A 21,842-nucleotide genomic window follows, 5' to 3' on the forward strand; every position below is an offset into this window, starting at 1 on the left:
GATTCTTTGCGAAATTATTTTGCGTCCTTGGCGGCAGCCTTTTTGGCAGCGCCGGGACGGCTTACGGCTACAATCTTGTAGTCCAGTTCACCGATGGGGGTGGTGACCTTCACCACGGAACCCACCTTCTGGCCCAGGATGGCTTTGCCCACCGGGGATTCATTGGAGATCCGGGGCGGTTCGGCCATAGGGTCGGCTTCGGTGGTCCCTACCACGGTGTATTCTTCCTGATCATGGGTTTCCATGTCTTCGATCTTCACCTTGCAGCCCAGGGAAACCACGTTTTTGGTAATGTCGGAATCCTTGATGATCTTGGCATTCCGGATCATGTTTTCCAGGGTCAGGATCCGGCCTTCCACAAAGGCCTGTTCGTTTTTGGCATCGTCATATTCGGAGTTTTCGCTGATGTCCCCGTAAGAAATGGCAACCTTCAGCCGTTCGGCCACCTGCTGCCGTTTCTCGGAACGGAGATAATCCAGTTCGTCTTCTAATTTTTTGAGACCTTCTTCGGTCAAAATTGTTTGTTCAGCCATGTTTCACGACTCCTTTATAGGCTTTTTGGCTATTACCATATCTTGTAAATTATAGAGTTTTTCCGGGGGGTTGTCAATGGGAAAGGCCCCGCCGGGGCGGGGCCGTCAATGGTCAATGGTCAATTGTCAATTGTCAATGGCCGGAGGAGGCCAAATGCGGACCCATTTGGCGTTGAAGGGATGGGCCCTCTCCGGGCGGGCCCCTACAGAACCGCTGCCATCCCCGCCAGGGGCACCAGGAAGGCCAGGTTGGCCAGGGTGAATGCCTTCAGATAATATCCCTGGAGCCAGGGGTAGCGGCGTACATAATACCCGTAGGAAATCAGGCTGGCCATGGAGGCGATCAGGGTCCCCAGGCCCCCGATGTCCGTACCCAGCACCAGGGCCCGGCCGTTGTCCGTGAACCCGGACAGCAGCACCGCCGCCGGCACGTTGCTGATCACCTGGCTGGCCAGAAGGGCCGTAAAAAATTCCCGCCCCTCCAGAAAGGAAATCAGCAGCTGCCGGAAGGCCGGGATCTGGCCCAGGTTCCCGATCAGCACAAAAAAGGCCACAAAAGTCCCCAGCAGCCGGTAATCCACCCACCGGAACCACCGGGGCCGGACGGCCAGGATCCCCAGGGTCACCGCCCCCAGGGTCACCCGCCAGTCCAGCACATGGGCCACGGTCAAAAGGCACAGACAGAACAGGAACCCCAGGAGCTTTCCGTATTTCCCGGGGCTCCCTTTCCCGGGTTCCCCCCTCCCCCGTTTTTCCAGAGGCCGGCAGGGCACCCACAGGACCACCCCCAGGGCCAGCATCCCCAGGGACACCAGGGTGTAGGGCAGCAGCAGGGCCAGGAATCCCCCCAGTTCCATCTGATAATGGAAGTACAGGTACAGGTTCTGGGGATTCCCCACCGGGGTGACCATACTCCCCAGGTTGGCGGCCAGGGTCTGGAGGATGATGATCCGGGCTGTCTGTTTTTCCGTTGTCTGCCCGGCCAGGCTGAGGAGGGCAAAGGGGACGAAGGTGATCAGGGCCACGTCGTTGGTGACCCACATGCTGCCGAAGAAGCAGGCAAACACCAGCACCGCCCCCAATTGCCGGGTGGTGGACAGCCTTTCCAGGAGATGGTCCAGGAGCCTGTCAAAGAAGCCCGTTTCCCGCAGACCCCCGATCACCCCCATAAGGCAGAACAGAAGGGCCAGTACCGGCAGGTTGAGGGCCCCCACCAGAGCCCGGGAAGGAGGCACCGCCCCAAAGGACAGCAGGGCCCCCAGGGAGGCCAGGAAAAGGATGGTGTTGGCGCGGATCCAGGGGAAAAGAGTATGGAAGAAGAAGTTCATGGAGGTCGTCCTTTCGGTTGGGAAGGGCCCCGCCGGGGCGGGGCCGTCAATGTGGTCAATGGTCAATGGCCGGGGGAAGCCAAATGCGGACCCATTTGGCGTTGAAGGGATGGGCCCGACCGGCGGCCGGGTCGGGCTTGCCTTCGGCAAGCCCCTACGGCGTTGGGGTCGGGGAGTCTCCATGGAAATGTGGGGACGGGGTTGTCGGAGAATCCGTTTCTCTGGCCGTTGTTGTGAACCTCCGGCCCTGAAGCCGTAGGGGCGTGCCCCAGGCCCGCCCTTCCGTGGCCTCCGGTTTTCCCTTCAGGACCCTTTGCCCCCGGCAAATGGTCTCCTTTGGCGTGAGACGTTTTCCCATAAAAAGAACCCGCCCCCAAAAGGCGGGTTCTTTCCTTTGGCTGCCGACTAGTGGCTAGTGACTGTTGGCTGTTCTTACAGCATCCCCTTCACTGCAGCCAGCACTCCGTCGAAATTGATGGCATGGGTCACTTCGGGGACGTATTCCACGTAGGTCACTTTGTCGTTTTTGTCGATGACCACGACCCCCCGGGCTTCCAGCCGCAGGCCGTCCATGAGGAAGCCGTAGTTCTTCCCGAAGGAAGCGTCCCGGTGATCGGACAGGGTCACCACGTTTTCCACCCCGGCGGCGCCGCACCAGCGGGCCTGGGCAAAGGGCAGGTCCATGGAGACCGTGAGCACCACCACATCTTCGGACAGGCCGGTGACATCCTGATTGAACCAGCGGGTCTGGGCGTCGCAGACCCCGGTATCCAGGGAAGGCACCACGGAGATCACTTTGATCTTCCCTTCATAATCCTTCAGGGTCTTTTCCCCCAGTTTGTTGTCGATGAGTTTGAAATCAGGAGCCTGCTGGCCCACTTTCACTTCCGGCCCCACCAGGGCCACAGGGTCGCCGGCAAAGGTTACGGTACGTTTTTCCATATTGAAATTCCTCCTCTATATGATCAGAATGGATAGTTTGTTGGTATAGATATAGTATAGCATTTTAAGAATGATTCGTAAATAGAATTTTGTAAAAGATTGGTGGAAAGAACCCCCTACCCGCTGCCCCGGGTCCTTCCCCCCTTGCCAGGGGACACAGCCCCTTGGGCGGCCGGGTCGGGCTTGCCTACGGCGAGCCCCTACGGCGTTGGGGTCTGGGAGTCTTCTCCGGTCGTTGGGACCAGGTCCCCCAAGGGCCGGTGCAGGAAGGAGGACGGCGCCGGGTATTGCGGCGCCTAACCCACCACCAGCCTTGCGGCTGGTCCCCAGCTACGGCATAAGCGACCTCGCTATCCGCTGAAGCGGATGCTCCCTGCTTACGCCCTTGCAAAGGGCGGATATAGGCTGGGTCCATGGACCCATTGCTTATTTGAGTACAAGGGCGAAGCCCGTGTACTTGTTATCCGCCCTTTGCAAGGGCGGGGGACCGTTGCGCCTGCGCAATGGTGGTGGGTTAGCAGCCCAACGGGCTGCGTTTCCCTTCAAAACCATTTGCCCCCGGCAAATGGTCTCCTTTGACATTAGGCGCAAAAAATCCCCCTGGTTTCCCAGGGGGATTTCGTTGTGCCTGTTCAGGTCTGATCTCACATCATTCCAGGCATCCCAGCGCCCATGGCAGGGGCTGCTGCGGCGCCTTTTTCAGCCGGTTTGTCGGCTACTACGGCTTCCGTGGTCAGGATCATGGAAGCGATGGAAGCGGCGTTCTGGAGAGCACTGCGGGTTACTTTGCAGGGATCCACGATACCGGCTTTGATCATATCCACATATTCTTCGGTGGCAGCGTTGAAGCCGGTGCCTTTGGCAGCCTTCTTCACAGCTTCCACGATGACGGCGCCTTCCAGGCCGGCGTTGTTGGCGATTTGCCGTACCGGTGCTTCAATGGCCCGTCTTACAATATCGATACCGGTCTTTTCATCACCGTCAGCCTTGGCTTCCAGTTCGTCCAGAACCGGCTGTACCTGCAGCAGAGCGGTGCCGCCGCCGGCCACAATGCCTTCAGCCACAGCAGCACGGGTGGCGTTCAGGGCATCTTCGATACGGAGTTTCTTGTCTTTCAGTTCGGTTTCGGTAGCAGCACCAACCTTGATCACAGCTACGCCGCCGGACAGTTTGGCCAAGCGTTCCTGGAGTTTTTCCTTGTCGAACTGAGAGGTGGTGGCAGGGATCTGGGCCTTGATGGAGGCAATCCGGTCAGCCACAGCCTGTTTGTCGCCGCCGCCGTCAACGATGGTGGTCATGTCCTTGGTTACCCGTACCTGACCGGCAGTACCCAGGTCAGCCAGGGTAGCGCTGTCCAGTTTCCGGCCCACTTCTTCACTGATGACCGTAGCACCGGTGAGGGTGGCGATATCCTGGAGCATGGCCTTCCGGCGGTCACCGAAGCCAGGAGCCTTTACAGCCACAGCCTTGAAGGTGCCACGCAGACGGTTCACAACCAGGGTAGCCAGGGCTTCCCCTTCCACGTCTTCAGCGATGATCAGCAGTTCACGGCCCTGTTGTACAACCTTTTCCAGTACGGGCATAATGTCGTTGATCAGGGTAATCTTCCGGTCCGTAATGAATACGTACGGGTTGCTCATAACGGCTTCCATCTTGTCAGGATCCGTTACCATGTAAGGGGAGATGTACCCACGGTCGAACTGCATGCCTTTTACGGTTTCCAGGGAGGTGTCCATGGTCTTGGATTCTTCCACGGTGATTACGCCGTCGTTGCCCACTTTTTCCATGGCATCGGCGATCAGCCCGCCGATTTCTTCATCACCGGCGGAAATGGAGGCAACCTGTGCCTTTTCTTCCTTGGTGCTGACAGCCTTGGCGCTCTTCTTCAGTTCGTCAACCAGGGCATCGGTGGCTTTCTTGATCCCTTTCTTCAGGACCATGGGGTTGGCACCGGCCACCACGTTCTTCATCCCTTCATGGACGATGGACTGGGCCAGCACCGTAGCAGTGGTGGTACCGTCGCCGGCGATGTCGTTGGTCTTGGTGGCCACTTCACGGACCAGGGCGGCGCCCATGTTTTCGAACGGATCTTCCAGTTCAATATCCTTGGCAATGGTTACCCCATCGTTGGTGATGGTGGGAGAACCGAATTTCTTTTCCAGTACAACGTTCCGGCCTTTGGGCCCCAGGGTTACCTTTACGGCATCAGCCAGGGCATTGACACCCCGTTCCAAGCCACGGCGGGCATCTTCATCAAATTTAATCAGTTTAGCCATATTGATCGACTCCTTAATTCCAGATAATGTACGGTTTGGTATTTTCTACCAGATACGGGACGGAGGAAAGCTTTCAGTCTTCCACAACCGCCAGGATATCGCTGTCTCTCAGGATGATGTAGTCTTTCCCGTCCAGGGTTACATCACTGCCGGAGTATTTGGCGAATACCACCACATCCCCTGCCTTCACTTCAGAAGGGACCCGGGTGCCGTTTTCCAGGAGACGGCCGGTGCCTACGGCAACCACTTTGCCGGTCTGGGGTTTGTCTTTGTGAGCAGTATCCGGCAGGTAAATGCCGCTGCTGGTTTTTTCTTCTTGTACAATGGGTTCAACTACAACATGATCATCCAAAGGTTTTAACATCTTACGTATCCCCTTTCATTCTATGAGCAATGGGTTGTTTGCATTTTTATTAGCACTCATTTCACTGGAGTGCTAACTACAGTATCTATAATAGCATGTTTCCAAAAAAAATCAAGCCCTTTGACTATTTTTTGTCAAAAGGCTTGAAAACTTTTTTCTGCAGGGTCCGGACCACCTGGTCGTACCGGTCCGGGTCGTGGGGCAAAAGGCAGCGGCTGCAGTCTTTGTTCCCATCTCCCAGCCGGGTGAAATCCCCGCCGCAGTCCGGCACCAGGTACAGGGGGCAGTAGCAGAACAGGCAGTTGAACCGGTCCGGGTCCGCCCCTTTGTGGCAGGGAAAGAATTCGCACTGCCGGTGGGCAAAGAACTTGTACCGGCAGCTCATGGTTCCAGCAGCTTCCCGTAGGCCTGGGCCAGGCTGCCGAATTCGTCCATGGAAAGGGATTCCCCTCTCCGCTTCCCGTCGATGCCGGCCCCATCCAGCAGTTCCTTCACCTGGTCCGGGGTGATGCCCAGGGTCTTCAGGCAGTTGCTGAGCATTTTCCGCCGCTGGGAAAAGGCCGCCTTCACCACCCGGAAGAACAGCTTCGCCGGAACATCCACCGCCGGGTGCTCCCGTTTGTCGCAGACCACCACCATGGAATCCACCTTGGGGGCGGGCATAAAGTCCCGGGCGGGCACCGGGATGGCCAGCCGGGGCTGGGAATAATACTGGAGAGCCAGGGACAGAGGGCCGTAATCCTTCCCTCCCGGAGCAGCGATCATCCGCTCCGCCACTTCCTTCTGGACCATCACCACCAGCCTCTGGAGGGGCAGATCCTCTTCCAAAAGGGCGAAGATGATGGGGGTGGTGATGTAATAGGGCAGGTTGGCGGCCACCGTAAAGGGCCGGTGCTCCGTCACTTCCCCCAGGTCCACCTTCAGCACGTCCCCGGGGACGATTTCCACATTGTCATACCCTTCCAGGGTTTTGGCCAGGACGGGCAGCAGGGTCCGGTCGATCTCCACGCTTTTCACCTGGGCCCCGGTCTCCGCCAGGGCCTGGGTCAGGGTACCGATTCCCGGGCCGATTTCCAGCACCAGGTCTCCGGGGCCCACCTGGGCTTCCCGGGCGATCCCCCAGACCACCTGTTCATTGATCAAAAAGTTCTGTCCGAACTTCTTCTTGGCCCGGAGGCCAAAAGTATCGAGGATGTACCGGGTCACGTCCCGGCTGGCGATCACTGGATGCAGCATGTCATTTCCCTTCCCCGTCGATTTCCGCCAGAGCGGCCTGGAATTCCTCCCGGGTCACTCCGTAATTGTTCAGCCGATGGACCATCTGCTTGGCATTCCCGTAGCCGATGCCCAGGATGGCTCCCAGTCTGTCCCGCCGGGCCACCGCCTCCGGAGACCCTGACAGCCCGGAAACAAACAAGTCCCGAGAGGAAAATTCCTTTCGGGGCTCCATTTCCTGGAAACGGACCTTGGACAGGGCTTTCCGGATGGCCTCCGGCTGGGCCTGTTCAATGCCCACATCATGATGGGCCAGGGCCTCCGCCTTGGGCACAAAAGCCTGTCCGGCTTTGGGGAAGCGCTCCGTCAAGAATTTCCGGATCCGCTCTCCCGCGCCGTCGGGATCGGTCATGATGATGATCCCCCGTTTCCTGTAGGCTGCTTCGATCAGGGCCAGGGTATGGGGCGCCAGGGTGAATCCCCCGGTCTCGATGGTCTCAGCATCCACTGCCTTCTTCACCGCCACGGTGTCCATCTTGCCTTCTACTACCAGCACTTCTTTCAGCACGATTTTCTCCTGTCTTTTACTCCAAGAAATACACAGTCACATCCCGCCGGCCCCAGGAAATGGCATCGCCATAATCTTCCATGAACAGGTCGATGGTATTGCCGTTGATGGCGCCGCCGCAGTCCGCTGCCACAGCAAAGCCGTAGCCGGGGATGTACATTCGAGTGCCGTAGGGGATCACGTCCGGATCCACGGCCACCACCCCATGATAGGGGACTACGCCGGTGGAGGTGAGCCCTGTGCCGCTGCCTTCTGCCATGGTGTAGGCGGATGCTTCCACCGTCCGGGCAGAGCGGTAACGGACGAAACCACGGGAGGTTTCGATCATATTCAGGTTGTTCCCCGTACCCACTTCCACGATTTCAGGGACCGGTTCCGAGAGCACTTCCCGGTTCAGCTCCTGTCTTACGGTTTCGCTGCCCACCTTGATTTCCCGGTAGGTGACCTTTTCCTGCCCGTTTTGGCCGGGGGAGATCACATTCTGCCGGCCCCGGGGCAGGTTGTCATTGTTCCGCATCTCCACTTCATAGGGGATGTCCCGGGTTTCGGTGGTCAGTTTATTGGTGGGAGAAATAATGTGGATGGTCATGTCCGGGGTCACTTCCGTGTCCAGTCCCGGATAGACCTGGAATCCTTTGTAATCCACTCCCACGGCATTCAATACGTCTCGCACGGTTTTGCGTCCGATGGTGTATTCGGTGGTTCTTCCTGCTTTCCAAACTTTCACGGGCATGGCCCGGGTCACTTCGATGGTAGCTCCATCATTGAGTTTTTCCTCTTCGCCGACCAGTTCATATCCGTCGGCTTTCTGAAGAACAACACCGGCTTCTTCCAGGGCTCCCTGAACGGTCAGGGCTCTGGTCTGCAGGGTTATGGTCTGTCCGTCCACTTTGATGCTCACGGTTTTGGGCTGGGCCGCAAAGCCCACCAGGTTCACGCTGGCAGCCAGCAGCAGGCAGACAACAATCCACTTGTAGGGACGCTTAAAAGGTTGTGATTTTCGCAAAGTTTCGCCTCCTTAAAGTGCTTGCATCATACCATAAGGAGGCGATTCCTGTCAAAATTAAATTAGTACCAGGTACTAAAATTATACACTCTGACAGGTGTAATTTGTGACGTTTTTGTAGACTGTACAGCTGTTTTACTGGTTTGTGAGACGGAAAAACAGCTTTTTCGCATTATTTGTTGAACTTTCCATGATTTTTTCCGGTGTGGTCCCCCGGAGTTCCGCCGCCCGCTCTGCCACAATGGCGGTGTACAGAGGGTTGTTCCGCTTTCCCCGGTAGGGCACAGGGGCCATGTAGGGGGAATCGGTCTCGAACAGGATCCGGTCTTCCGGCACCCGGGCCAGGATGGATCTTACCCCCCGGTCGTTCTTGAAGGTGCTGGTGCCCCCGAACCCCAGGTACCAGCCCAGGGCCAGGGCCTCTTCCGCCATGGCCCAGTCCCCGGAAAAGCAGTGGAGCACCCCCCGGACGCCTTTGCCTTCTTCCCGGATGATCCGGAGCACGTCCTCATGGGAATCCCGGTCGTGGATGATCACCGGCAGGCCGGTTTTCCGGGCCAGGTCCAGCTGGCGGATCAGAAATTCCTGCTGCAGGCCGTGGGGGGAATGTTCATCGTTGTAGTAATCCAGACCGATCTCCCCGATGGCCACCACCCGGGGATCGGCGCACCAGGCTTCGATCTGTTTCAGGTCCTCCAGGCTGCTGTGGCTGATCTCTTCCGGATGGATCCCCACTGCCGCCCACACAAAGGGGTACTGGTGGGCCAGGGCAAGGGCCGTTTGGGAGCTGGGAATGTCACAGCCGGGATCAATGATCCCGGCCATGGTCTCTCCGATGGAACGGAGCAGCTCTTCCCTGTCTTCGTCAAAATCCTCCACGTCCACATGGGCGTGGGTATCGAACAAAGGAAGCTTATGCATGTTATTTCACCTTGCTGCCGGAGGCGATCCCCGGCACTTCCGCCAGTTTCAGGTTCCCCTGGCCGTCAGACGCGGCCAGCAGCATCCCCCGGGATTCCACGCCACGGAGTTTGGCCGGCTTCAGGTTGGCGATGACGATCACGTTCTTGCCCGTCAGTTCTTCTTCCTTGTAATAGGGAGCGATGCCGGAAACGATGGTCCGGACTTCGTCCCCCACCTTCACTGCGATCTTCAGCAGCTTGTCCGCGTTGGGCATTTTTTCCGCTTTCTGGATGGTGCCCACCCGCAGGTCCAGTTTGCCGAAGTCTTCGATGGTGCACTGGTCCGGGGTCACGACCCCTTCAGCCTTTTTCTCCGCCTTCTTGTCCTTTTTGGCCGGTTTGGCTTCCTTTTTGGGTTCCGGAGCCTTGTCTTCTTCCTCTTCTTCGATCCGGGGGAAGATGGGCTGGCCCTTGGCCACCTTGGTGCCGTCAGGGAAGTTGCCCCAGGCCACGTCGTTCAGGTCGAACTGTTCTGGAGTCTCCAGGCCCAGCTGGGCGAAGATCTTGGGTGCGGTGAAGGGCATCATGGAGGAGATCAGGATGGCGATGTTCCGGACCGCGTCTGCCAGGTTGTACATCACCGCTTCCAGCCGTTTGGCCTGGGCGGGATCCTTGGCCAGGATCCAGGGGGTGGTTTCGTCGATGTACTTGTTGGCGGCCCCCACATAGGCCCAGATGGCCTTGATCCCGTCGTTGAGGGCGTATCTGTCCATGGCGGCCCGGTAGTTCTTCAGGGTTTCGGCGGCCAGGCTGCGGAACTTCTCATCGGTTTCGCTGTCCACCACGGTCTTGTGGACGATGCCCCCGTGGTATTTGTCAATCATGGAAACGGTCCGGTACTGGAGGTTCCCCAGGTCGTTGGCCAGGTCGGAGTTGAACCGTTTGATCAGGCCCTTCCGGGAATAGTTCCCGTCGCTGCCCAAGTTGATTTCCCGGAGCAGGAAATACCGGACGGCGTCAGCGCCGAATTCTTTGATGGGCTGCACCGGATCCACCACATTGCCCTTGGACTTGGACATTTTGTCCCCGTCTACCACCAGCCAGCCGTGGCCGTACACTTCCTTGGGCAGGTCGAAGCCCATGGCCATCAGCATGGCCGGCCAGATAATGGTATGGAACCGGACGATTTCCTTCCCCACCAGGTGGAGGTCCGCCGGCCAGAACCGGTTGAATTTGTCCATGTCCTGACCGAAACCGATGCCGGTGAAGTAGGCCAGCAGGGCGTCGAACCACACGTACACCACATGTTTGGGGTCAAAGGGCACCTGGATGCCCCAGTCGAAGCTGCTCCGGCTGATGCACAGGTCTTCCAGTCCCTGTTTGATGAAGTTGATCATTTCGTTCCGGCGGGAAACAGGCTGGATGAAATCCGGATGGGTCTCGATGTATTCCAGGATCCGGTCCGCATATTTGGACATCCGGAAGAAATAGCTGGATTCCTTCATCTTTTCCACAGGACGGCCGCAGTCCGGGCACACGCCCCCGGCTTCCTCCACCTGGTGTTCGGTCCAGAAAGATTCGCAGGGCACGCAGTACAGGCCTTCGTAGTCTTTTTTGTAGATGTCCCCCTGTTCCCACACCTTCTGGAGCAGGGTCTGGACGGTCTTTTCGTGTTCCGGGCTGGAAGTGCGGACGAAGGAGGTGTAGCTGACCCCCAGCATCTCCCACAGCTTCTTGAAGTCCGCCACGATCTTGTCGGTGTATTCAATGGGCTTTACCCCGAAGGATTCCGCCTTCCGCTGGATCTTCAGCCCGTGTTCGTCACTGCCGGTGATGAACTGGACATCAAAGCCGTTGGCCCGTTTGTACCGGGCGATGGTGTCGGCAATGGTGGTGCAGTAGGCATGTCCAATGTGCAGGTCGGCGCTGGGATAGTAAATGGGCGTCGTAATATAAAAAGCAGGTTTCGTCATGGTCATTCCCCTTTGTCAAATAAAAATAATGCTCTAGTATATTATCATATCACAAATGGGCGGGAGATGCACGGAAAAGGGGCTGTTGCAAGAGCAACAGCCCCTTTTTGTCAGCGGTCAATGGTCAGCGGCCGGTGGAAGCCAAACGCGGCCGGGACGGGCTCGCCTCCGGCAAGCCCCTACGCCGTTGGGGTCAAGGGATCTCCACAGAGACAAGGAAACGGGGTTGTCGGGGAATTCCGTTTCCCTGACCGTTGTTGTCGACTCCCGATTCCAACGCTGTAGGGGCGTGCCGAAGGCCCGCCCTTCCGTGGCCTCCAGTTTTATACGTTCAAAACCATTTGCCCCCGGCAAATGGTCTCCTTCGGCTGCTGACCGTTGACCGGCCCTTATCCCCTCACTTCCCGGAGCAGCTCCCGGATGTTCTCCTGCTGGTTTTCTTCGGTCACTTCTTCGGAGAAGGGAATCACGTTGGCGGCGGGGCGGATCTCTTTGACCGGCAGCTGGCAGTTGTAGAAGCTTTCCAGCTGCTGTTCTCCGTGGGTAAGGCCGTAGAGGATCTCCAGGCCCCGTACCGCCACTTCCACCGGCTGTCCCTTTTCTTCATAGGGCACCGGGCTGAGAGACAGCAGGTATTTGTAGCTCATTTCCGGCATCAGTTCCTGGAGGACTTTTTTCCGGTAGCTGTACTTGGCGTCCAGGATCAGGTAGTTCTCCCGGTTCCCCTGCTTCCACCGGAGCAGGTAATCCGGGGTGTAATAATGGCCCTCTTCCAGGGGCTTGAAGGCGTAGGTGGTGTTCCGGTACAGGTGGATGGCCCCCGGGCCCTGTTCCGGCTGGTCCGTGAGCACCGGCTGGAAGAACAGGGTCAGTTCCTCGTCCCCCCGCTCCAGCCGGTACACGTTCTGGTACCCGGAATGGTCGTACAGGTTCCGGCTGCCCAGGGTGTACACCTTCCGGCGGCATTCCTCCAGTACAAACCCTTCCTGCCGGAGCCCCTGGAGCAGCCGGGCCAGGCAGTAGATCTCGAACACGAAGGTGTTTTCGTACAAATTGAGGAGCATCCGCTCCCGGGGAAAGTGGCGGCAGGTGTTCTGGTACCACTGGTGGATGCACAGATAGATCCGGTAATACTGGGGCACCCGGAAAAAGGGCTCCGTAGGTTCCGGCATCTGGCTGGCGTCCAGCAGGGTCACCGGCAAAATCTGCCGGTAGGACACGAACATTTCCTGGAGCCGCTCCTCCACCTCATCGCACCGTTCCAGGAAGCCCTTCAGCATGTGGGCGGCGTTGGCGTAGAGCACCTGGGAGGACAGCTGGTACCCCTCCCGGTCGGCTTCCGGCAGGTCCAGCCCCTGGACCAGGGCCCGGATTTCCTTTCCCTCCTCCCCGATGTCGTAGAGCATCCGCTGGAGGAAGCTGAGGACCACCTGGTTCTCGTACACGTCCCGGCTCATTTTGTCCTGGGTCATCAGGAGTTTTTCCGGCAGGTAGTGCTTGTCCCCCACCTGGATCCCGAAAGGGGCCTCCCGGAGGTATTCCGGGTGCCGGACCAGGTACTGGAGGGTGTGGGGGCTGACAGTCTGGACCTTTTCCGTCCAGTCCACCACTTCGGCGGTTTCCAGGGTATGCCGGCAGTTGGCCTTGAAATACCCGTAGCTTTCCTCATACACCTGGAGGATCTCCTCTGCCAGGGTCAGCTGGGACAGGAAATCCTGGAACCCGTTCCGGCTGTCCGGGCCGGTGCCCTCCGGGGCTTTATCCCGCAAAAGCGGCGCCTGGTGGGCGTAGATGTATTCCACCATGGCCTTCAGGTTTTCCTGCTGCTGGGAAGGCTGGATCAGTACCGGCAGCAGATCCGTGTACCAGATCTCTCCCGGCTCCTCCCCTTTCTGGAGGGTGATTTCCAGTTCCACCAGCCCCATATGGTAGGCAAAGATATTGTAGGGAAACAGGATCATGTGCCGGCGGCTGTCCCAGAGACTGTTGAGAGGCTTCCCGTTAAGGGAGACCCCGGCCCCTGTGCAGTCCCAGTCTCCCGGCAGTTCCAGGTCGTAGTGGAGGTTTTCCCGCACCCCCTGGTGACCGGCGGCGGCCAGCACCCGTTCCGCCGAATGGGGACGGGGCTCCCGGGTCACCGGCAGGGTCAGGACTTCTCCGTTCTGTTCCCGGAGACGGATGAATTGTTCCATGGCCATCTTAGTGGAAGAACTGGAAGAACTTCATCCGCCGGTTCCCCCACTGGAGGATCTGGTCCAGCAGGGCCGCACTCTGGACCATCCGGTTGCCTTCACAGTCGTCCCGGAACTGGATCAGCCATTTTTCGTATTCCGCCCCGTTGCCGCTGAGTTTGGGCAGGATCTTCTGGGCCACCGCATAGTCCAGGGCGATGATCCCGGGCCGGATGTGGTCTTCCGGTTCCATGAGCCGGGCGGCCACCTTCCAGTACCGGCGGAGGGCCAGCTCGATCCGCATGCTCAGGTAGATGTTCTGTTCTGCCAGCCGGGCTTTGATCCGGTCGTACACGTTCTGTTCCACGCTGGTCAGTTGGCAGCTTTCCCGGGGCGCCACGTCGAACAGGCTCTTCAGCTGGCTCCAGGACAGCAGCTGGATATCCCCCTGGCTGATCCCCTGGGTCATTTCCGGCACCGCGTCAGTCCGGGGCAGGGTGATGATCCAGGCCCGGTCGATGAGCCGGGGAGACAGGGTCTCGGTGGTGTGGTCGTTGTTGATGGTGGCCAGGAAATGGAGGGTTTCCGGCAGCTGGAGCCGGTGGTTGTACCCCAGGCTCAGGGTGTGTTCCCCGTCCCAGTCATCGCACACGTTCATAAAGTCCGCCCAGTAGTATTCCATGGGGGACAGATTGGCCTCATCCAGCAGGATGTAATAGGGGAACTGGCGGATCCCCCGGGTCTTTTCCCAGTCCAGCAGCTTCAGCCCGTCGTACACGTCCCGGTTGCTTTCCTCAAAGGTCCGGGTCAGCGGGTTGTAGTACCCGATCAGGTCCCGTTTGGAGGTCCAGCCCCGTTCCACGGACACCGGGATGTACCGGTTGGCGGTGCTCATGAATTCCTGTTCCCCGATCTTCCGGTCGAACTGGGTGAGCCCCAGCACCTTCCCCAACAGGTTGCAGAAGGAGGTCTTGCCGCTGCCGGGAGCCCCGGAGAATACGGTAAGGAACCCCTGGTGGGTGCAGATCAGCAGGTTCAGGATCAGGTTCCGGCTGTACTGGGGCCGTTCCTTCTGGATGGCAGTGATCAGGTAGTCCAGGGCCTTCCGGTTGTTGGTGCCGGAGGCAGGCAGGCTGTTGATGGCTTCCGCCAGTGCTTCCGGGCTCTGGGGCCGGGGCTTCTGGTTCTTCCGCTGTTCCGCCTGGGCCAGGGCCTTCCGGGTGCGGGCGGGCAGCCCTTTGGCACTGCCCAGGTCCTGCCAGATGTCCGGATACCGTTCCAAAAGGGCGGTGATGAAGTCCTGGCTCCACCGCTTGTTCAGGTTTTCCAGCAGATGCCGGTAGAGAAAGTCCCCCACCTGTTCATACCCTTCCCGGGCAGCGTCGTCCCCTTCCAGGATGGCTTCCAGCCGGGCGATCCGTCCCTGGCGGATGTGGGCCGGGAGACCGCTGAACAGCTGGGTCTTTTCCCGTTCCAGGAAGCTTTTCAGCACCCCGGGCTTCACCAGGTCCCCTTCGTCCACCTGGACGGATTTCACCAGGCTCCGGAGGAGCACTTCGTCCGGCACCCGGTCCACCAGCTGGGAGGGAGACCCGGGCACCCGGTGCCAGAACACCCATTCCGTCTTTTCCTGCCGGCTGGCCCAGGTGCCTTCTGCCGGGTAGAAGGTGACGGGCTGCCAGGCTTCCGGCGGGCAGGCGGTCAACAGGTACTGGTTTTCCGGCACATCGCTCTGGAGGAAGAAGCCGAACCGGATGTTCTTCTGGACCTCATAGGGCCCGGCGATCCACCCGTCCCGGAGCTGGAGCAGGATCTGCTTGCCGGCGAAAAGGCCCGGTTCCTGGAGCCGGAGCACCGTATCCATGGAAAGGGGATCCAGGAGATGGGTCTCCGGCACCTGTTCATAGAGCCCTTCCCCAAAGGGGAACCGGAGACGGCCGTCCTTCAGGGCGTCGATGCAGAACACCCGGTAGGCGGTGGACCGGAGATTCCCCTGGCTGTCCTTGTTTTCCACCAGGGAATGGGGTCCCAGGTCCAGGAAGACGATATCGTTTTCGTGGAAGTGTTCTTCCATGTATTTCTGGTCGCTGTGGAGGCTGTACCACAGGTTGATGTTCTTGTACTGTTCCGCCCGGGGGATCAGGGCATCGATTTCTTCCGGGGTCAGGGCCCGGTAGGTTCCCTGTTCCCATACCCCCATGGGGGTGAAGTTGTAGAAGCTGTCCACAATGTTGATCCGGCCCACATAGGTGGTGAAGGGTTCTTCTTCCGGGGCTTCCGGTTCCGCCGGAGCGGCCGGTTCGTCAGGCGCCGGGGCCGGTTCTGCCGGTGCCGGGGCGGCTTCCGGCTGGGGAGCCGGGGCGTTCCGGGGCTCCGGAGCAGGGGTTTCCGGGGCTTCCGGCCGGGCCGGGGCGGCTGTTTCTTCCGGTGCTGCCTCTTCTGCCGGAGCCGGGGTTTCTTCCGGGGCCGGTTCCGGAGCGGCGTTCTTCTTCCCCCGGCGGTTCCGGGCGGCCTTGTCCCATTTCCGGCTGTTCCGGGTCTTCCGGGAGGCCGGTTCTTCCGTGGCTTCTTCCGGGGAAGCTTCCGGTTCCCGGTTATCTTTGTTATCTTTGTTATCTTTGTTATCTTTGTTATCTTTGTTATCTTTATTTTCTTTGCTGTTCCTGGCTTCCTTGTTCTCTTTGGCCCCTTTCTTCTCTTTGGAGTCCTGGGTTTCCCGGGCCTCCTTTTCCTTCTTCTTCAGCAGGGATTCCGCCTGGTGCTGTTTCCCTTCCGGATAGGGCATTCCGGCCATTTCCAGCACCATCCACAGGGCATTGGGACGGAAGGGCTGCTTTTTATTCTGGCAGATCCGTCCATATTTCAGCAGCAGTTCCGCCATGGCATCCGGGCTGTATTTGCAGATTTTCCTGATATTCTCCGGATCCTTCCCTACAATCTGCTGCAGGTTCCGGCATACCTGGCCCAGGAAGGCCTGGAAGGTATAGGCGGCAATATCCCGGTAGATCCGGTCCCCTTCCTTGTACAGTTCCACCGCAAAGGGGACGATTTTTTCCCGGACCCGGGGGGACCGTTTGTCCAGTTTCCCCAGCTGGATAATGTATTTCCGGTATTTCCGGCTGTTCCCCTTCATGGGCTTCAGCAGCACTTCCACCGGGGTGGTTTCATAGATCAGCTGCAGATACCGGTCGTTGATATTCTCCAGTTCCTCTTCAGAAACGGTCAGGGAGGAGGGTATAACAGGAGATTTTGGCTTTTTCGGCGATTTCATGGTGTGACCTCCAAAAATAAAATATAAGAGTAATTTGACAAATAAAAAGAAAGCCCACGCCTCAAAAAGCGCGGCTTTCTTTATTATACCCGTGGATGTGGGGCCGGGTCAAGGAAGAGGTCTACCCCTTCCGCTCTTCCAAGCCTTTGTGCCTTCTTTCGTGAAGAGCATAATAGGCGGCCTTGTCCTGGTACATTTCCCGGTCAGCCTGGCGGATGGCCTGCCTGATCCGGGCGGAATCCTCCAGCCACAGGGCCCCTACAGCCAGGATGGGTTCCGGGTCTTCAGCCAGTTCCCGGCGGATCTGTTCCACCCGGCGGGAAAATTCCCGTTTCCCCAGGTTCCGGGCCAGCACCAGGAACTCGTCTCCCCCTTCCCGGAACACCTGCTCCCGGGAAAAGTTCCGGACCAAAACCCCGACGGCCCGGCGGATCAGCTCATCCCCGGCCTGGTGGCCCTGTTGGTCGTTGGTGGCTTTCAGACCGTTCACATCGGCGTAGATCACCCCCAGGGGACGATCCTGCCGGGCCAGGCTGTGGAGAGTCTCCCGGAGGGCGTTCCGGTTGTGGACCCCAGTCAGGGCGTCATACCGGCTCATATGCTCCAGCTGTTTCACCAGCTTGTGGTTCCGGATCTTGAAACTGAGGAAATAGGAAATGGTTTCCAGCACTTCCCGAGTGTTGATCAGGTCATTTACCTCGTAATTGTCCGCTCCCAAAAAGCCCACGATCTGTCCCTGCAGGTAAAAGGGTGCGGCGATCAGCCGCTGGATGTTCTGCCGCTTCAGGTTCTCGTAGTCCACCGGATCATCTTCCCGCAGCAGTTCGATGTCTTCAATCAGCACACAGGTGGAACTTTCCAGGAACTGGCTCCAGCCTCCCATGTACAGCTGATAATCCTTGTTCTGCAGGGTCTGGATTTCCGGTTCAATTCCCGGGGCGCACCATTCAAAGGTGTTGGAGACGGTTTTCCCGTCGGTTTCCAGCACATACAGCCGATCCGGGTGGATCATTTCTCCCAGGGCTTCCAGGGCATGGTCCATGGAAGCCTCATACCCTTCCTCTCCATTGAGGATCCGGAAGATCCGGAGGATCACGTCATCGGTCATCATCCCCCGGCGCATGGCGTGGCTCTCTTCCCGTTCCCGGTCCGCGATCATGAATACAAAAGCCACCCACCCTGGATGGTTCTCCAGGGGCTTTACGGCAAAGTCCAGCCAGTGGCCGATGCTCTCCTCATACAGTCTGCTGCGGATTTCCGTCTGTTCCATCACCGCCCGGTGGCAGCAGTCCATCCACAAAGGGTTCCCCTGGGGATACACCTCAAAGAACCGGTGTCCCAAAAGATCCTTGGGGGCGCGGCCAGCAATGGTGCAGTACAGCTGGTTCACATAGACATACCGGGCATCCATGGCTCCAGATCCCCCCTCATTGGGGATCACCTGGAACACCGCATAGGCCGCCGGCACATCCCGGAACAGGTCCAACCCCATCCTGTCTTCGTCCATAGCATACACTCCCTTACAGGCATTGTCATCATCCGCTGCTGGGTAGAATGGTGAGCCAAATTGTCAGTTTACAGTTTTATTATACCATGAAAAGATACGGGTGACTATACAGGAAAGGGGCTGCCGAATGGACAGCCCCTTTGGTCGCGGTCAGCGGCAGGTGGAGGCCAGATGCCCTGGTGCCCCAATAGCTATGGGCGGCCGGGACGGGCTCGCCTGCGGCAAGCCCCTACGTCGTTGGGGTCAAAAGTTCATCACGATGATCCTGGGAACGGGATTGTCGGGGAATCCGTTTCCCTGACCGTTGTGATCAATTCCCCGGTCCCCGCCAGACAACCCTTCGATGAACCCCGTTGTTTCCCTACCCTCCGACCCTGACGCCGTAGGGGCGCGCCGCAGGCACGCCCTTCCGTGGCCTGCGGTTTTCCTGTATTTCCAGGAACCCGCCCTGGGGGTTCCTTCCATAAAAAAGAACCCGCCCCCAAAAGGCGGGTTCTTTCCTTTGGCCGTTGACCGAGTTGCTGCTCTTACTTCTTCACCCACACCCGTTCCTTCACATCCAGTTTCTCGATGGGTTTGGGATCAGCGGTGGGTTCCCCGAAGGGCATCTGGGCCACCAGGGTCCAGCTGTCCGGCACTTCGAAGGCCGCCTTGATGGCATCGTCGATGATCGGGTTGTAGTGCTGGATATTCACCCCCAGCCCCAGGTCCGTGAGAGCCGTCCACAGGGCGAACTGGAGCATCCCGTTCCCCTGGCTGGCCCATACCGGGAAGTTGGCCGCGTACCCCGGGAACTGTTCCTGGAGCTTTTTCACCGTGTCCGTTTCCTCAAAATACAGCAGGGTGCCATAGGCAGCGGCAAACCCCTTCACCTTGGCTTCCGTAGGAGCGAATTTCTCCGCCGGCACGATTTTCCGCAGGGTTTCCATCACAATGTCCCACACCTTGTCATGGTACTTCCCCAGGGCCACGATCACCCGACCGCTCTGCATGTTGAAGGCCGAAGGCACCTCCCGGGTCACCTTTTCCACCGTGTCGATGATGGTGTCCTCGCTCACCGGGATGTTCCGCCCCAGGGCATAATTGGTCCGCCGATGAGCCACCGCCTGATAAAAATTCCGTTCCGTCATGATATTCATCCCCTTAACTGTTATTTTACAAAGTACATTTGATGGGTATAGTATACCATATGGGTGGGGAAAAGGGAAGGGGCGCGCCAAAGGCACGCCCTTCCGTGGCCTGCGGTTTTCCTATGACAGCCCTATTCCATTTTCTCCGCCAGTTCCTTCAGATAGGCCTTGAACGCCGGGCCCAGGTCCTGTCTCCGCAGGGCGAATTCCACGGTGGCTTTCAGGTAGCCCAGCTTGTCACCGGTGTCGTACCGTTTCCCTTCGAAATTGTAGGCATAGACGCTTTCGTTGTGAGCCATCACCCGGAGGGCGTCGGTGAGCTGGATTTCCCCGCCCTTCCCGGGCCGGGTCTGTTCCAGTACATCGAACACATCCGGGGTGATCACGTACCGTCCCAGGGCGGCAAACCGGCTGGGAGCCTCTTCCACGCTGGGTTTTTCCACCATGTCCTTCACCTTCAGCAGGTTGTGGTCGTCGGTTTCCTCCCCGTCGATGATCCCGTAGGCGGACACCTGTTCCGGCTTTACCACCTGGCAGCCGATCACCGTGCCCCCGGTCTTGTCATACTGGTCCATGAGCTGCTTCAGGGCCGGTTCACCGCTGCCGTTGTACACCACATCATCCCCCAGGATCACACCGAAGGGTTCCCCGTCGATGAAATCCTTGGCGCAGAGGATGGCGTCCCCCAGGCCCCGCTGGTATTTCTGCCGCACATAGTGGATCTTGATGCTGGAAATGGCCCGGACCTGCTTCAACAGTTCCATCTTTCCGCTTTCGTACAGGTGCTCTTCCAGTTCCGGAGAGCTGTCGAAATGGTCCTCGATGGCCCGTTTGGCGTGGCCGGAGATGATCAGGATCTGTTCGATGCCGCTGTGGAGGATTTCTTCCACAATATACTGGATGGTGGGTTTGTCCACAATGGGCAGCATTTCCTTGGGCATGGCTTTGGTTTCCGGCAGGAACCGGGTACCGAACCCGGCAGCCGGGATCACGGCTTTACGGACTTTCATCATTGGGCATTCTCCTTTGTTTCTTCATGGGCGGCCTTTTTGGGTGCTTTTTTGTTGAACCGCTGCATCAGTTCTCCCACGTCGGCCCCCTGCATCCAGGCTTCCACCGCATCGGCGGCCTGTTCCAGGGCTTCCTGGATCTTTTCCTTGTCCTCTCCCTGGAAGGGATGGAGCACGTGGCTGATCACCGCCTGTTCCTGGTGGACCGGGTGGCCGATGCCCACCTTGATCCGGGGATAGGCCTGGCTCCCCAGGGCCCGTTCAATGGATTTCAGGCCGTTGTGGCCTCCGGAAGACCCTTTCCGGCGGATCCGCAGGGTCCCCACCGGCAGGTCCATGTCGTCCTGGATCACCAGCACGTCTTCCGGGGGGATGTGGTAAAAGTTGGCAAAATCCACCACTGCCGCCCCGCTGTTGTTCATGTAGGTGGTGGGTTTGATCACCCAGCATTTTTCCGGCATCCGTTTTTCCAGGTAAACGGCATTGTCCGCCTTCCGCCAGGCGTCCGTGTCCCCCCACCTGCTGGCCAGGATGTCCGCGGTCATGAACCCGATATTGTGCCGGGTCCCGGCATATTCCCGCCCGATGTTCCCCAGGGCAACAACTAGTTTCATAAGATTCTCCTATAAACGCAAAAAGGGTGCTGCACCGCAGCACCCTTTTACCCTTTAAATTTCAAACAGCTGGCTGATGGACAGCTGGTTGTAAATCCGCAGGATGGTCTCTGCCAGGATCGGAGCCACAGAAAGCTGGGTAATCTTCGGATGCTTTTTGTTGGGCGGCAGAGGAATCGTGTTGGTCACGATCAGTTCCTTGATTTCGGACTGGGCAATACGGCTCAGTGCCGGATCCGTCAGGATGGGATGGGTTACGCAGGCGTAGATGTCCTTGGCGCCGAATTTCTTCAGAGCCTTGGCCCCTTCGCACAGGGAGCCGGCGGTATCCACAATGTCATCCACCATGATGCAGATCTTGCCTTCCACATTGCCGATCAGGTTCATGACTTCCGCCACACCAGGTTCCGGCCGTCTCTTGTCGATGATGGCCAGGCCGCATTCCAGACGGTTGGCAATGTTCCGGGCACGGCTTACCCCGCCCAGGTCCGGAGAAATCACCACCATGTCTTCCGGTGCAAAGCCTTTTTCCTTCACATAGTCTGCCAGGATCGGGCCCCCGGGCATATGGTCCACAGGAATGTCAAAGAAGCCCTGGATCTGGGCTGCATGGAGATCCACCGTCACCAGACGGGTGATCCCGGAAACGGTCATCAGGTCCGCCATCAGTTTGGCAGTGATGGGTTCCCGGCCCCGGGCCTTTCTGTCCTGACGGGCATAGCCGTAGAAGGGAACCACTGCGGTAATGTGCCGTGCGCTGGCTCTCTTGAAGGCGTCGCACATGATCAGCAGTTCCATCACGTTGTCGTTGACAGCCGGTCCGCAGGTGGGCTGGATCACAAATACATCCTTGCCCCGGACACTTTCATTGATCATGACCTGGACTTCTCCGTTGTTGAACCGGTTGATCACCGCGTCCCCAACCGTAGTTCCCAGATAGGCAGCGATTTCACGTGCCAGATCAGGGTTGGCGTTCCCGGAGAAAATCGCCATGTCTTCGCCTGTTTTATCACCCAACATACAATCAATACC

18 protein-coding genes are annotated in these 21,842 nt (G+C 58.6%); all 18 read right to left on the reverse strand.

What is annotated here, in order from left to right; translation table 11 throughout:
- Positions 1-14: 14 nt before the first annotated feature.
- Positions 15-533 carry a transcription elongation factor GreA gene (gene greA / locus FX155_RS00715; RefSeq protein ID WP_022488187.1) on the reverse strand — a complete coding sequence of 173 codons (519 nt, stop codon included), beginning with the start codon at positions 531-533 and terminating at the stop codon, positions 15-17.
- Positions 534-736: 203 nt separating this feature from the next.
- Positions 737-1,861 carry an SLC13 family permease gene (locus FX155_RS00720; RefSeq protein WP_154487338.1) on the reverse strand — a complete coding sequence of 375 codons (1,125 nt, stop codon included), beginning with the start codon at positions 1,859-1,861 and terminating at the stop codon, positions 737-739.
- A gap of 432 nt (positions 1,862-2,293) precedes the next feature.
- A complete protein-coding gene (gene tpx / locus FX155_RS00725; protein WP_154487340.1) occupies positions 2,294-2,803 on the reverse strand; it encodes a thiol peroxidase in 510 nt (169 codons plus the stop codon).
- Between the two features lie 644 nt (positions 2,804-3,447).
- Positions 3,448-5,079 carry a chaperonin GroEL gene (gene groL, locus FX155_RS00730; RefSeq protein WP_022487043.1) on the reverse strand — a complete coding sequence of 544 codons (1,632 nt, stop codon included), beginning with the start codon at positions 5,077-5,079 and terminating at the stop codon, positions 3,448-3,450.
- Between the two features lie 73 nt (positions 5,080-5,152).
- A complete protein-coding gene (groES, locus tag FX155_RS00735) occupies positions 5,153-5,443 on the reverse strand; it encodes a co-chaperone GroES (RefSeq protein WP_022487044.1) in 291 nt (96 codons plus the stop codon).
- A 124-nt stretch (positions 5,444-5,567) separates the two neighbouring features.
- A complete protein-coding gene (locus FX155_RS00740; RefSeq protein WP_154487342.1) occupies positions 5,568-5,828 on the reverse strand; it encodes a cysteine-rich small domain-containing protein in 261 nt (86 codons plus the stop codon).
- Complete coding sequence (gene rsmA / locus FX155_RS00745; protein ID WP_154487344.1) at positions 5,825-6,679, reverse strand: 16S rRNA (adenine(1518)-N(6)/adenine(1519)-N(6))-dimethyltransferase RsmA; 855 nt, start codon at positions 6,677-6,679, stop codon at positions 5,825-5,827. Before rsmA ends, FX155_RS00740 begins: the two co-directional genes overlap by 4 nt.
- Before the next feature lies 1 nt (position 6,680).
- Positions 6,681-7,226, reverse strand: a complete 546-nt coding sequence (rnmV, locus tag FX155_RS00750) for a ribonuclease M5 (protein WP_022487047.1) — start codon at positions 7,224-7,226, stop codon at positions 6,681-6,683.
- Positions 7,227-7,242: 16 nt separating this feature from the next.
- Positions 7,243-8,232, reverse strand: a complete 990-nt coding sequence (locus FX155_RS00755) for a G5 domain-containing protein (RefSeq protein ID WP_022487048.1) — start codon at positions 8,230-8,232, stop codon at positions 7,243-7,245.
- Positions 8,233-8,367: 135 nt separating this feature from the next.
- A complete protein-coding gene (locus FX155_RS00760) occupies positions 8,368-9,153 on the reverse strand; it encodes a TatD family hydrolase (protein WP_022487049.1) in 786 nt (261 codons plus the stop codon).
- Between the two features lies 1 nt (position 9,154).
- The gene (gene metG, locus FX155_RS00765; protein ID WP_154487346.1) at positions 9,155-11,107 is read right to left on the reverse strand and encodes a methionine--tRNA ligase; all 1,953 of its coding nucleotides are present in this window, start codon (positions 11,105-11,107) and stop codon (positions 9,155-9,157) included.
- Positions 11,108-11,496: 389 nt separating this feature from the next.
- On the reverse strand, positions 11,497-13,299 hold the full coding sequence (locus FX155_RS00770) for a DUF2357 domain-containing protein (RefSeq protein ID WP_154487348.1): 1,803 nt from the start codon (positions 13,297-13,299) through the stop codon (positions 11,497-11,499).
- A gap of 7 nt (positions 13,300-13,306) precedes the next feature.
- Positions 13,307-16,549 carry a hypothetical protein gene (locus FX155_RS00775; RefSeq protein WP_154487350.1) on the reverse strand — a complete coding sequence of 1,081 codons (3,243 nt, stop codon included), beginning with the start codon at positions 16,547-16,549 and terminating at the stop codon, positions 13,307-13,309.
- A 121-nt stretch (positions 16,550-16,670) separates the two neighbouring features.
- Positions 16,671-18,056 carry a sensor domain-containing diguanylate cyclase gene (locus FX155_RS00780; RefSeq protein ID WP_154487352.1) on the reverse strand — a complete coding sequence of 462 codons (1,386 nt, stop codon included), beginning with the start codon at positions 18,054-18,056 and terminating at the stop codon, positions 16,671-16,673.
- Positions 18,057-18,583: 527 nt separating this feature from the next.
- Complete coding sequence (locus FX155_RS00785) at positions 18,584-19,186, reverse strand: nitroreductase family protein (RefSeq protein ID WP_022487224.1); 603 nt, start codon at positions 19,184-19,186, stop codon at positions 18,584-18,586.
- Positions 19,187-19,317: 131 nt separating this feature from the next.
- Entirely contained in the window at positions 19,318-20,199 is an 882-nt protein-coding gene (gene galU / locus FX155_RS00790) for a UTP--glucose-1-phosphate uridylyltransferase GalU (protein WP_154487354.1), read from the reverse strand.
- A complete protein-coding gene (pth, locus tag FX155_RS00795; RefSeq protein WP_154487356.1) occupies positions 20,196-20,810 on the reverse strand; it encodes an aminoacyl-tRNA hydrolase in 615 nt (204 codons plus the stop codon). The genes galU and pth overlap by 4 nt, the downstream gene beginning before the upstream one ends.
- A 54-nt stretch (positions 20,811-20,864) precedes the next feature.
- Entirely contained in the window at positions 20,865-21,830 is a 966-nt protein-coding gene (locus FX155_RS00800; protein ID WP_022486598.1) for a ribose-phosphate diphosphokinase, read from the reverse strand.
- Positions 21,831-21,842: the final 12 nt, after the last annotated feature.

Origin of the sequence: Acidaminococcus fermentans (genome assembly GCF_009696675.1) — a bacterium.
Lineage (GTDB): Bacteria > Bacillota > Negativicutes > Acidaminococcales > Acidaminococcaceae > Acidaminococcus.